The 14,400-nt window shown below is 68.8% G+C and carries 12 protein-coding genes; 8 read left to right on the top strand and 4 right to left on the bottom strand.

All coding sequences use genetic code 11. The features are described from left to right. The first annotated feature begins 7 nt into the window (after nucleotides 1–7). On the top strand, nucleotides 8–931 hold the full coding sequence (locus tag AR540_RS08445) for a LysR family transcriptional regulator (RefSeq protein WP_059227809.1): 924 nt from the start codon (nucleotides 8–10) through the stop codon (nucleotides 929–931). Here AR540_RS08445 and AR540_RS08440 read toward each other — a convergent pair. The 3 genes from AR540_RS08440 to AR540_RS08430 form a co-directional block, all read right to left on the bottom strand. Next, the gene (locus tag AR540_RS08440; protein ID WP_059227807.1) at nucleotides 928–1,452 is read right to left on the bottom strand and encodes a chromate transporter; all 525 of its coding nucleotides are present in this window, start codon (nucleotides 1,450–1,452) and stop codon (nucleotides 928–930) included. The two genes, AR540_RS08445 and AR540_RS08440, sit on opposite strands and share 4 nt — an antisense overlap. Next, on the bottom strand, nucleotides 1,449–2,000 hold the full coding sequence (locus AR540_RS08435; RefSeq protein WP_059227805.1) for a chromate transporter: 552 nt from the start codon (nucleotides 1,998–2,000) through the stop codon (nucleotides 1,449–1,451). Before AR540_RS08435 ends, AR540_RS08440 begins: the two co-directional genes overlap by 4 nt. 156 nt (nucleotides 2,001–2,156) lie before the next feature. Next, nucleotides 2,157–3,524 (bottom strand): GntT/GntP/DsdX family permease, encoded by a 1,368-nt coding sequence (locus AR540_RS08430; protein ID WP_059227803.1) that lies wholly within the window; start codon nucleotides 3,522–3,524, stop codon nucleotides 2,157–2,159. Nucleotides 3,525–3,720: 196 nt separating this feature from the next. Between AR540_RS08430 and AR540_RS08425 the strand changes: the two genes are divergently transcribed. The 7 genes from AR540_RS08425 to hutG all read left to right on the top strand — a co-directional run bounded on the left by AR540_RS08425 (nucleotide 3,721) and on the right by hutG (nucleotide 12,966). Beyond that, on the top strand, nucleotides 3,721–4,353 hold the full coding sequence (locus AR540_RS08425; RefSeq protein ID WP_059227801.1) for a cyclodeaminase/cyclohydrolase family protein: 633 nt from the start codon (nucleotides 3,721–3,723) through the stop codon (nucleotides 4,351–4,353). Between the two features lie 7 nt (nucleotides 4,354–4,360). Further along, nucleotides 4,361–5,638, top strand: coding sequence for a DUF2254 domain-containing protein (locus AR540_RS08420; protein ID WP_059227799.1), 1,278 nt, complete (start codon nucleotides 4,361–4,363; stop codon nucleotides 5,636–5,638). Between the two features lie 92 nt (nucleotides 5,639–5,730). After that, on the top strand, nucleotides 5,731–7,437 hold the full coding sequence (locus AR540_RS08415) for an amidase (RefSeq protein WP_059227798.1): 1,707 nt from the start codon (nucleotides 5,731–5,733) through the stop codon (nucleotides 7,435–7,437). Nucleotides 7,438–7,767: 330 nt separating this feature from the next. Next, nucleotides 7,768–9,450 carry a urocanate hydratase gene (hutU, locus tag AR540_RS08410; RefSeq protein ID WP_059227796.1) on the top strand — a complete coding sequence of 561 codons (1,683 nt, stop codon included), beginning with the start codon at nucleotides 7,768–7,770 and terminating at the stop codon, nucleotides 9,448–9,450. Nucleotides 9,451–9,561: 111 nt separating this feature from the next. Next, nucleotides 9,562–10,968: a purine-cytosine permease family protein gene (locus AR540_RS08405; protein ID WP_059227794.1), complete on the top strand. Its 1,407-nt coding sequence runs from the start codon at nucleotides 9,562–9,564 to the stop codon at nucleotides 10,966–10,968. Continuing rightward, complete coding sequence (gene hutI / locus AR540_RS08400; RefSeq protein WP_059227792.1) at nucleotides 10,965–12,170, top strand: imidazolonepropionase; 1,206 nt, start codon at nucleotides 10,965–10,967, stop codon at nucleotides 12,168–12,170. Before AR540_RS08405 ends, hutI begins: the two co-directional genes overlap by 4 nt. Then, entirely contained in the window at nucleotides 12,163–12,966 is an 804-nt protein-coding gene (gene hutG / locus AR540_RS08395; protein ID WP_059227790.1) for an N-formylglutamate deformylase, read from the top strand. Before hutI ends, hutG begins: the two co-directional genes overlap by 8 nt. A 39-nt stretch (nucleotides 12,967–13,005) precedes the next feature. On the opposite strand, the gene AR540_RS08390 is transcribed toward hutG, so the two are convergent. Further along, nucleotides 13,006–14,364 carry a formimidoylglutamate deiminase gene (locus AR540_RS08390; protein WP_059227789.1) on the bottom strand — a complete coding sequence of 453 codons (1,359 nt, stop codon included), beginning with the start codon at nucleotides 14,362–14,364 and terminating at the stop codon, nucleotides 13,006–13,008. Nucleotides 14,365–14,400: the final 36 nt, after the last annotated feature.

The following is a 14,400-nucleotide window of genomic DNA, read 5'->3' as shown; positions in this document are numbered from 1 at the left end:
AGACGCCATGCATTTGCACGGGATTCAGTCCACCGCCCTGCGCTATTTCCTCGAGGTGGTGCGCTGCGGTTCCATCAGCGAAGCCTCCCAGCGCCTCAACGTCGCGGCCAGCGCCGTGAGCCGGCAGATCGCCAAGCTGGAGCGTGAGCTGGAGACGCCGCTGCTGGAGCGCCGGGCTCGTGGCGTGGTGCCCAGCGCCGCCGGCGAACGCCTGGCCGTGCATGCGCGCAAGGCGCAGCTGGCCAGCGAGCAACTGGCCGCCGAGCTGCGCGGCCTGGCCGACCTGCATCGTGGCCAGGTGCGCCTGGCGACCACCGAGGGCTTCTCGCTGGACTTCCTGCCCGAGGTCATCGCCGTCTTTCGCCAGGGCTATGCCGGCATCCACTTTTCCCTGGAGGTCTGCTCCCCGGCGGTAGCGACCCGCCGCGTCCAGGAAGGCGAGGCCGACCTGGGCCTGACCTTCAGTCTCAGGCCCGAGCCGGACATTCGCGTCGAGGCCATCCTCAGTGGTGCCATCGAGGCGGTGATGCACCCTGCCCATCCCCTGGCCAGCCGCAGCGGCCTGCGCCTGGCCGATCTCCAGGGTCATCCCCTGGCGGTATCCATGCCGGACACCACGGTCCGCCAGCTGTTCGACATCTGCTGCGGCGTCCAGGGCCTTTCCTTCGAGCCGGTACTGGTGAGCAACAACATGCAGGCGCTCTATCGCTTCGCGGCGCTGGGTGGCGGCGTTACCCTGTCCAGCGAACTCAGCCTGCGCAGTCGCCTGCACCAGGGCCAACTGGTGGCCCTGCCGCTGCTGGACGAGGGCATGGCGGCGCGGCGCATCGAATTGCAGAGCATGGCGGGTCGCGAATTGCCGCCGGCGGTGGAAGTCTTCCGCGATGCGCTGGTGGCGGCCCTGGCGCCGCCGTGCGCCGAACCGGACTAGGGCCCGAACAGCACCCCGAGCAGGGTACCCCCCGCCAACAGCCACAGCGGATGCCGGCGGGTGAACAGCGAGCCCAGCGCCGCGGCGATCAGCACCAGCACCCAGAGCGGCGCCGTGGCCACGCTGCTGCCCACCAGCCAGGCGCTGGCCGCCACCAGGCCCACGGTGACGGGCACCAGGCCGGCCTGCAGATGGCGCCGCCAGGGGCGGTCGGCGAAGCGCTGCCAGAGGTGCAGCACGCCAAGGGTCAGCAGCGAGGACGGCACGAACTTGGCCAGGGAGGTGACCAGCAGTCCGGGCCAGCCGGCCACGTGCCAGCCAATCAGCGGCACGATCATCAGATTGGGACCGGGCGCCGCCTGGGCCAGGGCGAAGAGTGCGGCGAAGTCGGCGGCGCTCATCCAGCCGTGCACCGTCACCACCTGGCGCTGCATCTCCGGGAGCACCGAATTGCCACCGCCGAAGGCCAGCAGCGACAGCTGGGTGAAGATCAGCGCCAGGGTCAGCAGGGTCGCGCTCATAGGCCCTGCCGATAGCTGAACAGCACGCTGATGGGCGTGAGCACCAGCATGGTCCAGAGCAGCGGCAGCTTGAGCAGTGCCAGGGCAACGAAGGCCAGCGCGGCGACGCCCAGGGCCAGCCAGCGCCCACGCAATGGCTGCAGCAGCTTGACCGCCATGGCCACCAGCAGGCCGGCCGCCGCGGCGGCGAGACCGGCGAAGGCGCGGCCCACCACCGGATGATCGTGAAAGCGGTCGTACAGTACGCCCAGCCCTACCACCACCAGCGTCGGGCCGATCAGCAGGCCGGCCGCGGCGGCCAGGGCTCCCCGCCAGCCGGCGAATCTCATGCCCACCGCTACCGACAGGTTGATGATGTTGCCGCCGGGCAGGAACTGGCAGAGGCCGAGCAGCTCGGTGAATTCCGCCGCCGACAGCCAGCGGCGCTTCTCCACCAGGTAGCGGCGCGCCAGCGGCAATACCCCGCCGAAGGCCGTGATGCCCAGGCCGAAGAAGCCCAGGAACAGATCGCGGCGGCGGGGACGGATAGTGGCGGGGGGAGCGTCCATCGGCGGTCCTCGATTAGAAGCTGTTCACGATCTCGCGAGCTAGAGCCAAACAAGGCGAAAAGGCCTGAGGAAGCAGAGTTTACGAGTGGTAAATGAGCATTCCGAAGGCCTTTTCAACGCAGTTTGGCCGACGCGCAGCAGCTCGTGAACAGCTTCTTAGAGCCAGAGCGACAACAATAGCGTACCCGCAAGACCGGTGACGGACACCAGCGTCTGCAGCACCGACCAGACCCACAGGGTCTGCTTGAGCTCCAGGCCGAAGTACTCGCGCACCATCCAGAAGCCGGCGTCGTTGACGTGGCAGAAGAACACCGAGCCGGCGCCGATGGCCAGGGCGATCAGCGAGGCCTGGGGGCCGGCGAGCCCAGCCACCACCGGTGCCAGGATGCCCGCCGTGGTGGTGGTCGCCACCGTCGCCGAACCCGTCGCCTGGCGCAGCGCCACGGCGATCAGCCAGGCCAGCAGGATGTAGGGCAGATGGGCGCCCTCCGCCACCTTGGCCACGGTCTGGCTGACCCCGGCATCCAGCAGCGTCTGCTTGAGTCCACCACCGGCGCCGATGGTGAGCAGCAGCGCGGCGATGGGCGCCAGGCTCTTGCGCAGCACCCCGCCGACCCGCTCGCGCGGCATGCCGCTGGCCCAGCCGAGCAGCACCGTGGCCGCCAGCACGGCAAGGCCCAGGGCGATCAGCGGTTCGCCGAGGAATTTTAGGCCTTCCGCCAAGCCGCTGCGCGGGTCGAGCGCCACCTTGGCGAAGGTACTGCCGAGCATCAGCAGCACCGGCAGCAGGATCACCAGCAGAGACAGGCCGAAGCTCGGCTGACGCGCGCCGTGGTCTCGGGCGCTGAACAATTCGCCCAACTCCGCCGGTGGCTGGATCACCAGGCGTCTGGACAGCCAGCCGCCATACAGCGGTCCGGCGAGGATCACCGCCGGGATGGCGATCACCAGCCCCAGCAACATGGTCAGGCCGAGATCCGCGTGCAGCGCCCCCACCGCGATCAATGGCCCGGGATGCGGTGGCAGCAGCGCATGCAGGGTAGTCATGCCCGCCAGTGCCGGGATGGCGATACGCAGCAACGGCTGACCCGAACGCTGGGCCATGACGAAGATGATGGGCACCATCAGTACCAGCCCGACCTCGAAGAACAACGGCAGGCCGATCACCATGGCCACCAGCGCCATCACCCAGGGCAGGCTGCGCCCCTTGCCCAGACCCAGCAGGGTACTGGCGATGCGGTCGGCGGCGCCGGACTCCGCCATCAGCGCGCCGAGCATGGAGCCCAGGGCGATGATGATGCCCGCCTCGCCAAGGATGCCGCCCGCGCCCTTGCTGAACGCCTTGGCCACCGCCTCGGCCGGCAGGCCAGCGCCCAGGCCGGCGATGAAGGTCCCTATGAGAATGGACAGGAAGGGTGGCAGACGGGTGACACCGATCAGCACCACGATGGCCAGGATGGCGGCCAGACAACAGAAGATCAGCCGAGTGTCATGAGCGACCCAGGCGAGAACGGCGGGCTCCACAGCGAATTCCTTGTAACTTATTGTTTCAGGCACACCTTAACCGAAAGCTCCGCAGAGGTACGACAGGAATCGAAGTAAAGCCTCGGTAAACCCTTTCGCTTAGTGCACTTAGCGTGCGAACCTCGGCCGTTTCGTACGATCAAATAGCCGTCGGTCGTGACCGAATCCCCTTCCCTTTTGCTTGCAGGCGGTTGGCATGAACGAAACCTCTACTCTCTGGCAGCAGACCCTCGCCCAATTCCGCGATGGCACCGGCTCCATCCTGCCGACCCCGGGCAGCGGCGCCGCGGCCACGGTGGCGGCGTCCCTGGGCGTCGCCCTGATCCTCAAGGGCCTCAAGCTCAGCCAGCAGCGGCAACCGGTGACCCGGCATGGCGAGCTGATCGCGGTGGGCGAACGCCTGCAGGAGGCCCTGGCCACCTGCGCCGATGCCGACGTCCAGGCGTTCGCCAACTACCTGGAAGCCGATCGTCAGGCCAGTGGCGCCACCGAAGAGGGTGAGCGGCGCCAGCAGGCGCTCAACCTGGCGGCCGCCAACGCCGTGCAGATCCCCATCGCCACCGCCCAGCTGTGCCTGGAGGCACTGGACCTCGCCGTCACCGCCACGCCGCTCACCGTCGAGCCGCTGCGCAGCGATACCCTGGCCGGCGGCCGCCTGCTGCACGGTGCCCTGGGCGCCGTGCTGACCACCGTCGATGCCGACCGCAATGGCCTGAAATCCGGCGACGCCCGGGAGGCCGCCCGGCAGATGCGCGACAAGCTCCAGCAACAGGCCGACCAGCGTCTCGCCCAACTGCGCGCCACCCCCGTGCCTCAGGCCATGGGCTGACCAGCCGGTGCTGACCCGCCTGGGCTGGGTGTTGCGCGGGCTGCAGCGCCGCCTCTGGTTCCGCGCGACCCTGTTCTCGGTCGTCGGCGTGGCGACCGCCCTCCTCGCCCTGCTGCTGCGCGATCACATTCCGGCGACGCTACCGGCCAAGGTCGGCGCCGATGCCGTCGACAAGATCCTCACCATCATCGCCAGCAGCATGCTGGCGGTGACCACCTTCTCCCTGAGCACCATGGTCTCGGCCTACAACGCCGCGGCCAGCGGCGTGACGCCGCGGGCCTATCCGCTGCTGCTGGAAGACAGCACCACCCAGAACGCCCTGGCCACCTTTCTCGGCTCCTTCCTGTTCAGCCTGGTCGGCATCATCGCCCTGAGCACCGGCCTCTATGGCGACAACGGCCGGGTGGTGCTCTTCGCCGTCACCCTGGTGGTGATCCTGCTGATCGTCTTCACCCTGCTGCGCTGGATCGACCACCTCTCGCGTCTCGGTCAGCTCGATGCCACCAGCGACAGCATCGAAGCCGCTGCCCAGCGCAGCCTGGAGCGTTGGCTGGCCGATCCCCACCTAGGCGGCAGCGCCATTCCCCTGGACGAGCCGCCGCCCGGCCGCCCGCTGCTGGCCACGCGCACCGGCTATCTGCAACGAGTGGACATGGCGCTGCTGGCCGAGCTTTGCGGCGAACGGGGCCGTCTGCGCCTGGCGGTGCTACCCGGCGCCTTCGTCGACCCGGCGCAGCCGTTGCTGTGGGTCGCGGGCCTGCCGCCCGAACAGGACGACCGCCTGCGCAGTGCCTTCACCCTGGACGTCCGCCGCCTGCACGACCAGGACCCGCGCTTCGGCCTCACGGTGCTGGGCGAGATCGCCACCGGCGCCCTGGTGCCCTCGCGTAGTGACGCGGGCACCGCCATCGCCATCCTCGGCCGCGCGCAGCGGTTGCTGACCCTGCTCACCGAAGCGCGCGAGGCGGTCGAACCCCGCTATCCGCGGATCGAGGTACCGGCGCTGGAACTGGACGACCTCTTCGACGACTTCTTCCTGCCGGTGGGCCGCGACGCCGCGCCCCTGGTGGAGGTGGGCATGCGCCTGCAGAAGGCCCTGGCCCGCCTGGCGGTGCAAGGCGATGGACGGATCAAGCGCGAGTGCCTGCGCCACTCCCGGCTGGCACTGGCCCGCGCCGAGAGTGCCCTCGGCCAGGCCGAAGACCGCGCCCTGCTCCAGCCACTCGCGGCGGACGTCGAGCGCCTCTGCGCGCCGAGCCGTGCCGGCGTCGCACCGGTGACCTGATCCGTCGCTCCCGGCCACCGCGGTCCCCGTGCCCCTGCCGGCCGAGCCGGCTATCATGACGCGCTAGATGAATTCTCCTACGGCGACTGACCATGATCGAAGTAACCGAACGCTCCATTGCCGAGTTGCGCGCCGCCCTGGAATCCGGCCAGGTCACCGCGGTGCAACTGGTCCAGGCCTACCTGGCCCGGATCGACGCCTATGACGCCCCCGGCACCGCCACCGCCCTCAACGCCGTGGTGGTGCGCAATCCCGACGCCCTGGCCGAAGCCGCCGAGTCCGATCGTCGCCGCGCCCGTGGCGAGACCCTGGGTCCGCTGGACGGCATTCCCTACACCGCCAAGGACAGCTACCTGGTCAAGGGCCTCACCGCCGCCTCCGGCAGCCCGGCCTTCAAGGACCTGGTGGCCCAGCGCGACGCCTTCACCATCGAACGCCTGCGCGCCGCCGGCGCCATCTGCCTGGGCAAGACCAACATGCCGCCCATGGCCAACGGCGGCATGCAGCGGGGTGTCTACGGCCGCGCCGAGAGCCCCTACAACGCCGACTACCTCACCGCTCCCTTCGCCTCCGGCTCCTCCAATGGCGCCGGCACCGCGACCGCCGCCAGCTTCGCCGCCTTCGGCCTGGCCGAGGAAACCTGGTCCAGCGGTCGTGGGCCGGCCTCCAACAACGGACTCTGCGCCTATACCCCGTCGCGGGGGGTCATCTCGGTGCGCGGCAACTGGCCGCTGACGCCGACCATGGACGTGGTGGTGCCCTATGCGCGGACCATGGCCGACCTGCTGGAAGTGCTCGACGTGGTGGTGGCGGACGACCCCGACACCTCCGGCGACCTCTGGCGCCTGCAACCCTGGGTGCCGCTGCCGCTGGCGTCGGCGGTACGCCCGGCGTCCTACCAGGCCCTGGTCGCCGGTCCCAATGCGCTGGCCGGCAAGCGCCTCGGCGTGCCGCGCATGTTCATCAACCAGGACCCGGACGCAGGGACCAGCGAGAATCCCGGCATCGGCGGCCCCACCGGCCAGCGCATCCAGACCCGCGCCTCGGTCATCGCCCTCTGGGAACAGGCGCGCGCCGCGCTGGAAGCCGCCGGCGCCACGGTGATCGAGGTGGACTTCCCGCTGGTCTCCAACTGCGAAGGCGACCGCCCCGGCGCGCCCACGGTGTTCAACCGCGGCATCGTCTCCAAGGAATTCCTCCACGACGAACTCTGGGACCTGTCCGCCTGGGGCTTCGATGCCTTTCTGCGCGATAACGGCGATCCCAAGCTGAATCGCCTGGTCGACGTCGAGGGCGAGCTGATCTTCCCCCACGAACCCGGCACCCTGCCCAATCGCGAGGGCGACCTGGCGGCCGGCATGGCCGAATACGTGCGCATGGCCGAACGCGGCCTCAAGTCCTGGGAGCAGATCGCCACCCTCCCCGACGGCCTGCGCGGCCTGGAGCTCACCCGCAAGCTCGACCTGGAAGACTGGCTGCAGGCCCTGGGCCTGGATGCCGTGCTCTTTCCCACCGTGGCCGACGTGGCGCCCGCCGATGCCGACATCAACCCCGCCTCCGCCGACATCGCCTGGAGCAACGGCGTCTGGGTGGCCAACGGCAACCTGGCCATCCGCCACCTCGGCGTACCCACCGTCACCGTGCCCATGGGCCTGATGGCCGACATCGGCATGCCGGTGGGCCTGACCTTCGCCGGCCGCGCCTATGACGACTCCAACCTGTTGCGCCTGGCGGCAGCCTTCGAGGCGACCGGATCGAGGCGGATGGTGCCGCCGCGGACGCCTGGGTTGATGGGCTGAGCAGTCTCTAGGCGCCCCGCGTCTCGACCTTTGCCCCATCCGGCAGGCCCGCGGTTCCGCCGGGCTGTCTGCCCCGTATCGACGTCCGCACCGCCCTACCTGTCCCTCCCGAACGAATCCCAAGCGTCGCTCGTGGCTACCCTGTCATGGCCCCAGGGCAGGACGCTCGCGGGCTGCATCGGGGCCAGCCGCGTCCAGCATCCATCCTGCACCCTGCAGGATGATCCGGGCCTGCCCATGGCGATCCCCTCCTGCCCTATTGCCTGGTTGGCTTTTTTACCTATACTTGTATATACATGCTCTATCATCCAAACTCTCGCAGGACCCGCCATGACCGACGCCACCCGCCATCGCTCCGTGACCATCCGCGCCCCCCGCGGCACCCAGCTCAACACCCGTAGCTGGCTCACCGAAGCGCCCCTGCGCATGCTGATGAACAACCTGGATCCCGAGGTCGCGGAAAATCCCGAGGAGTTGGTCGTCTACGGGGGCATTGGCCGGGCAGCACGCAACTGGGAGTGCTATGACGCCATCGTCGCCAGCCTGAAGACGCTGGGCGATGACGAGACGCTGCTGGTGCAGTCGGGTAAGCCGGTCGGGGTGTTCAAGACCCACAGCAACGCGCCGCGCGTGCTGATCGCCAACTCCAACCTGGTGCCGCACTGGGCCAGTTGGGAGCACTTCAACGAGCTGGATGCCAAGGGCCTGGCCATGTACGGCCAGATGACCGCTGGCAGCTGGATCTACATCGGCAGCCAGGGCATCGTCCAGGGCACCTACGAGACCTTCGTCGAGGCTGGGCGCCAGCACTACGCGGGTAACCTCAAGGGTCGCTGGGTGCTGACCGCCGGCCTGGGCGGCATGGGCGGGGCCCAGCCCCTGGCCGCGACCCTGGCCGGTGCCTGTTCGCTGAACATCGAATGCCAGCAGAGCCGGATCGATTTCCGCCTCAAGACCCGCTACGTCGACGAGCAGGCCAAGGATCTGGACGATGCCCTGGCCCGCCTCGACCGCTACACCCGCGAAGGCCGCGCCATCTCCATCGCCCTGCAGGGCAACGCCGCGGAAATTCTTCCCGAGCTGGTCCGGCGCGGCGTCCGCCCGGACATGGTCACCGACCAGACCAGCGCCCACGACCCGCTCAATGGCTATCTACCGGCCGGCTGGACCTGGGACGCCTATCGCGCACGCGCCCTCACCGAGCCGGCCGCGGTGGTCAAGGCGGCCAAGGCCTCCATGGCGCAGCACGTGCGCGCCATGCTCGACTTCCAGCGCCAGGGCGTGCCCACCTTCGACTATGGCAACAACATCCGCCAGATGGCCAAGGAGGAAGGCGTGAGCGACGCCTTCGCCTTCCCCGGCTTCGTCCCGGCCTACATCCGCCCGCTGTTCTGCCGGGGCATCGGACCGTTCCGCTGGGCGGCGCTGTCCGGTGAAGCCGAGGACATCTATCGCACCGATGCCAAGGTCAAGGAGCTCATCCCCGATGACGCCCACTTGCACAACTGGCTGGACATGGCTCGCGAGCGTATCGCCTTCCAAGGCCTGCCGGCGCGCATCTGCTGGGTCGGCCTGGGCCAGCGTGCCAAACTGGGGCTGGCCTTCAACGAGATGGTGCGTAGCGGTGAACTCAAGGCGCCCATCGTCATCGGCCGCGACCACCTGGACTCCGGCTCGGTGGCCAGCCCCAACCGCGAGACCGAGGCGATGCGCGATGGCTCCGACGCCGTCTCCGACTGGCCGCTGCTCAACGCCCTGCTCAACACCGCCAGCGGCGCCACCTGGGTGTCCCTGCATCATGGTGGCGGCGTGGGCATGGGCTTCTCGCAGCACTCGGGCATGGTCATCGTCTGCGATGGCTCCGATGAGGCGGCCGAACGCATTGCCCGGGTGCTGACCAATGACCCGGCCACCGGAGTGATGCGTCACGCCGACGCCGGCTACGAGATCGCCATCGAGTGCGCGCACGAGCAGGGCTTGAACCTGCCGATGATCACCAAGCATCAGGCGTAATGAGTCGCGCGGTGGCGGCCGTGCTGCCGCCACCGGCGCGTTTCCGCGTTCCTGCCTCCCCGGCTGTCCGCGATGGGCACTGGCAGAGGCCCCTCACCGCGCAGGTCCAGCATGTCAGAGTCCGCTTCCTCGCCGTCGCTGATCGAACGGCGCTCCATCGACTACATTCCGCCCCATGAACGCCATGGCCGACTGTACAGCCAGTTCACCCTCTGGCTAGGGGCCAATCTACAGATCACCGCCATCGTCACCGGCGCCCTCGCCGTGGTGCTGGGCGGCGATGTCTTCTGGTCGCTCTGGGGGCTGTTGCTCGGCCAGTTGCTCGGCGGCGCGGTGATGGCACTGCACGCCGCCCAGGGTCCGCGGCTGGGGTTGCCGCAGATGATCTCCAGTCGCGTGCAGTTCGGCGTCCAGGGCGCGGCCGTGCCCCTGGTGCTGGTCTGCCTGATGTACCTGGGCTTCACCGCGACCGGCACGGTGCTCTCGGGCCAGGCACTCGGCCAGTTGTTCAAGGTCAGCGACAGCCTGGGCATCCTGATCTTCGCCGCGGTCATCGTGTTGGTCACGGTGCTAGGCTATCGCGCCATTCACCTGCTGGGCCGGCTGGCCAGCGTGCTGGGGGTGATCGCCTTCTGCTACCTCTTCAACCGGGTGCTCAGCGTCGGCGACGTACCGGCGCTGTTGCAGAATCGGCATTTCAGCTGGAGCGGTTTCCTGCTCGCCGTCTCGCTGGCCGCCTCCTGGCAGATCGCCTATGGCCCCTATGTGGCCGACTACTCGCGCTACCTGCCGGCCCGGACCTCCGCTATCAAGACCTTTCTCGCCGTGGGTGCCGGCTCGGTGCTGGGTGCCCAGACGGCCATGGTACTGGGAGTCTTCGCCGCGGCCATGGCCAATGGCAAGTTCGTCGGTCACGAGGTCGCCTTCATCGTCGGCCTGGGCGGCAGCGGCGCCATGGCGGCGTTGCTCTACTTCAGCATCGCCTTCGGCAAGGTGACCATCTCCACCCTGAACTCCTATGGCAGCTTCATGTGCATCGCCACCCTGATCAGTGGCTTCCGTGGCGAACTCAGGGTCAGCCCGCGGCAGCGGCTGCTGTTCGTCCTGGTCATCGTCGGGACGGCCACGCTGATCGCGCTGCTCGGCCAGGGCGCGTTCTTGCTGGCGTTCAAGTCCTTCATCCTGTTCCTGCTGACGTTCTTCACGCCCTGGAGCGCGATCAACCTGGTCGACTACTACTGCATCACCCGTGAGCGCTACGACCTGGCAGCCCTCGCCGACCCGGATGGCCGCTACGGCCGCTGGAACCGTACCGGCCTGACCGTCTACGTCATCGGCGTGCTGATCCAGCTGCCCTTCCTGTCGACCAAGCTCTATACCGGTCCGCTGGTCGAGCCCCTGGGTGGGGTCGACATCTCCTGGGTCATCGGCCTGCTGGTCCCGGCCCTGCTCTACTGGCTGCTGGCCCGCCGTCACGCGGTCGCATCGGCCTCCCCCATGCGCGAGGACACGCCATGAAGCTCTGGTACAACTGCCAGGCCGCCACCCTGGTCGATGGGGTCTATGCCGCCCTGGAAAACGCCGCCCTGCTGGTCGATGGCGAGCGGCTGCACTGGGTCGGCCCGCTGGACGAACTGCCGTCGGTAGCGATCGGTGAACGCCATGACCTGGCGGGCGCCTGGGTCACGCCCGGCTTGATCGATTGCCACACCCACCTGGTCTTCGGCGGCGATCGCAGTGGTGAATTCGAGCAGCGTCTGCAGGGGGTCAGCTATGCCGAGATCGCCGCCGCCGGAGGCGGCATCGCCAGCAGCGTCCGCGCCACCCGCGCCGCCAGCGAGGACGAATTGCTGGCCAGCGCCTTGCGCCGGGCTCGCCCCTTGCTAGCGGAAGGCGTCACCGTCTTGGAAGTGAAATCCGGCTACGGTCTGGACCTGGCGAGCGAACGCAAGATGCTGCGGGTGGCACGCAGGCTGGGCGAGGAATTGCCGGTCACGGTGCGCACCACCTGCCTGGCGGCCCATGCCCTGCCCCCGGAGTTCGCCGGCCGTGCCGATGACTACATCACCGCCCTCTGCGACGACTGGCTCCCGCGACTGGCCGCCGAGGGCCTGGTGGATGCGGTGGACGCCTTCTGCGAACACCTGGCCTTTTCTCCGGCCCAGGTCGAGCGCGTCTTCCAGGCCGCCACCCGGCTCGGCCTGCCGGTCAAGCTGCACGCCGAGCAGCTGTCGGTACAGCACGGCGCGGCGCTCGCGGCCCGCTACGGCGCGCTGTCGGCCGACCACCTCGAGTACCTGGTCGAGGAAGACGTGATGGCCATGGCCGCCGCCGGTACCGTCGCGGTCCTGCTACCGGGTGCCTTCCTCACCCTGCGCGAGACGCAGTTGCCACCGGTGGCCGCCCTGCGCGCCCATGGCGTGCCCATCGCCCTGGCCAGCGACGCCAATCCGGGTACCTCGCCAGTGCTGTCGTTGCGGCTGATGCTCAACCTGGGCTGCACCCTGTTCGGCCTCACCCCGGAAGAAGCCCTGGCCGGCGTCACCCTCAACGCCGCCCGGGCGCTCGGCCTCGCGGAAAGCTACGGCAGTCTGGAGGCAGGCAAGTACGCCGACTTCATCGCCTGGGACATCGCCCGCCCCGCCGAGCTGGCCTACTGGCTCGGTGGCCAACTCGACACCCGCATCATCCGCCACGGCAAGGAGCTCACCCGTGTCTGACACCCTGACGTTCACCCGCGGCCAGGTGCCGCTGCTGATCAGCATGCCGCATCCCGGCACCCGCCTCACCCGCGCCGTCGAGCAGGGCCTGGTGCCCGCTGGCCATGCCCTCGCCGACACCGACTGGCACATTCCCCGGCTCTATGCCATGGCCGAGGAACTGGGCGCCAGCCGCCTGGAAGCGCTCTACTCGCGCTACGTCGTCGACCTCAACCGACCCGACGATGACGTACCCCTCTACAGCAGCGCCACCACCGGGCTCTTTCCCAACGTGCTCTTCGACGGCAGCCCCCTGTTCCTCGATGGCCAGGCGCCGGACGCCAAGACGCGCCAGCAGGCACTGGAGGAAATCTGGCGGCCCTATCACCAGACCCTAGTGATGGAGTTACAGCGGCTGAGGGAGACCTTCGGTTATGCGCTGCTGTGGGATGCCCATTCCATCTGTTCGCGCGTACCGCGGTTGTTCGACGGCCAACTGCCGGATCTCAACTTCGGTACCTTCGACGGTGCCAGCTGTGATCCAGCACTGACCAGCCGCCTGCAGGCGGTCGCCAGTGGCCAGCAGCGCCTGACCCACGTCTTCAACGGGCGCTTCAAGGGCGGCTTCATCACGCGACACTACGGCGCCCCCGACCAGCACATCCATGCGGTACAGCTTGAGCTGGCGCAATGCACCTACATGGACGAGGCGCCGCCCTTCGACTATCGCGAAGACCGCGCCGCGCCTACCCAGGACGTCCTGCGCCAGCTGCTCGAGGCGGCGCTGGCTTGGGGACGCGAGCGTTACGGCCGCTGATCCCAAGGGTCCCCGACGCGGTCGGGGACCTTCTTCCCGTCAAGCGAGCAGGGTTCGCAGCACCTGGGCGAAGGCCTCGGTACTGGCCGCCTCGTCAGGGTGCCGCCCCTCCTGCACGACCCAGCGCCCCCCGACCATCACATCCCGTACCTGGCGATCGCCGCCAGCGAACAGCCAGCGGTTGAGTACGGCCTCCGCAGGTGCGCTGGCGAGGTAGGGATCGGCGCCTTCCAGCACCACCCAGTCGGCACGCCGACCGGACTCCAGCGCGCCAATCTCCTGGCCCAGGGCCGCGGCGCCACCCTGCAATGCCTGCTCGAAGAGATGGTGGCCGACATTGGGCTGGCGCGCACCGACCAGGCGGTTGCGCTGCTGGTCGCGCAGGCGCTGGCCGTACTCCAGCCAACGCAGCTCCTCGACCGGGCTGACACTCACATGGCTGTCCGAGCCAATGCCGAAGCGCCCGCCCGCCGCGAGAAAATCCGTCGCCGGAAAGAGCCCGTCGCCCAGGTTGGCCTCGGTGGTCGGGCAAAGGCCGGCGATGGCCCGGCTCTGGGCCATCAGGGCGACTTCGTTGGGCAGGGCATGGGTGGCGTGGACCAGGCACCAGCGCTCATCCACCGCCACCTGGTCGTACAGCCACTCGAGGGGCCGGCGCCCGCTCCAGGCCAGGCAATCGTCCACCTCCTTCTGCTGCTCGGCGATATGGATGTGCACCGGCCAGCGGGCATCCGTCGCCGCCAGTACCGTGGCGAGTTGCTCGCCGCTGACGGCGCGTAACGAGTGAAAGCACAGGCCCAGGCGCTGCCGGTCATCCAGTACCGCCGCCAGGCGGGGCAGGAGCTTCAGGTAGCTGTCGGTGGTATGGAGGAAGCGCCGCTGGCCCGCGGTCGGTGCCTGGGCGCCGAAGCCGCTGTAGCTGTAGAGCACCGGTAGCAGGGTCAGGCCGATGCCCGCGCTGCGTGCCGCCTGGGCAATGCGCCCCCCCAGTTCGGCGGGATCGGCGTAAGGAATGCCTTGAGTGTCGTGGTGCACGTAGTGGAATTCGGCAACGGCGGTGTAGCCAGCCTTGAGCATCTCGATATACAGCTGCCGCGCCACCACCTGCACCTGCTCCGGCTCGAGCCGGCCCACCAGGCGATACATCAGGTCGCGCCAGGTCCAGAAGCTGTCCTGGGTGGCACCCGCCACCTCCGCCAGGCCGGCCATGGCGCGTTGGAAGGCATGGGAATGCAGATTGGGCATACCCGGCAGCAGCGGGCCCTGCAGTCGCTCGGCGCCCTCTGCCGTGGCTCGCGGCTGGACGCTCCGCAGATAGCCTCGCGCGTCCACCTCCAGGCGCACATCCGTCGCCCACCCCTCGGGTAACAGCGCCCTTTCCGCAAAAAAAGCCGGCATAATCGACCTCACACTAGCCATGTCTAACATGTATAT

The organism is Pseudomonas sp. EpS/L25, assembly GCF_001512295.1.
Taxonomy (GTDB): Bacteria; Pseudomonadota; Gammaproteobacteria; order Pseudomonadales; family Pseudomonadaceae; genus Chryseomonas.
The sequence above is the reverse complement of the archived record's forward strand: the minus strand, read 5'-3'. Positions and strand labels throughout refer to the sequence as shown.

Bases quoted from the DNA above. Each gene is read 5' to 3' on its own strand.
- AR540_RS08445 (WP_059227809.1), top strand. From the start codon at position 8: ATGCATTTGCACGGGATTCAGTCCACCGCCCTGCGCTATTTCCTCGAG.
- AR540_RS08440 (WP_059227807.1), bottom strand. From the start codon at position 1,452: ATGAGCGCGACCCTGCTGACCCTGGCGCTGATCTTCACCCAGCTGTCG.
- AR540_RS08435 (WP_059227805.1), bottom strand. From the start codon at position 2,000: ATGGACGCTCCCCCCGCCACTATCCGTCCCCGCCGCCGCGATCTGTTC.
- AR540_RS08425 (WP_059227801.1), top strand. From the start codon at position 3,721: ATGAACGAAACCTCTACTCTCTGGCAGCAGACCCTCGCCCAATTCCGC.
- AR540_RS08415 (WP_059227798.1), top strand. From the start codon at position 5,731: ATGATCGAAGTAACCGAACGCTCCATTGCCGAGTTGCGCGCCGCCCTG.
- hutU (WP_059227796.1), top strand. From the start codon at position 7,768: ATGACCGACGCCACCCGCCATCGCTCCGTGACCATCCGCGCCCCCCGC.
- AR540_RS08405 (WP_059227794.1), top strand. From the start codon at position 9,562: ATGTCAGAGTCCGCTTCCTCGCCGTCGCTGATCGAACGGCGCTCCATC.
- hutI (WP_059227792.1), top strand. From the start codon at position 10,965: ATGAAGCTCTGGTACAACTGCCAGGCCGCCACCCTGGTCGATGGGGTC.
- AR540_RS08390 (WP_059227789.1), bottom strand. From the start codon at position 14,364: ATGCCGGCTTTTTTTGCGGAAAGGGCGCTGTTACCCGAGGGGTGGGCG.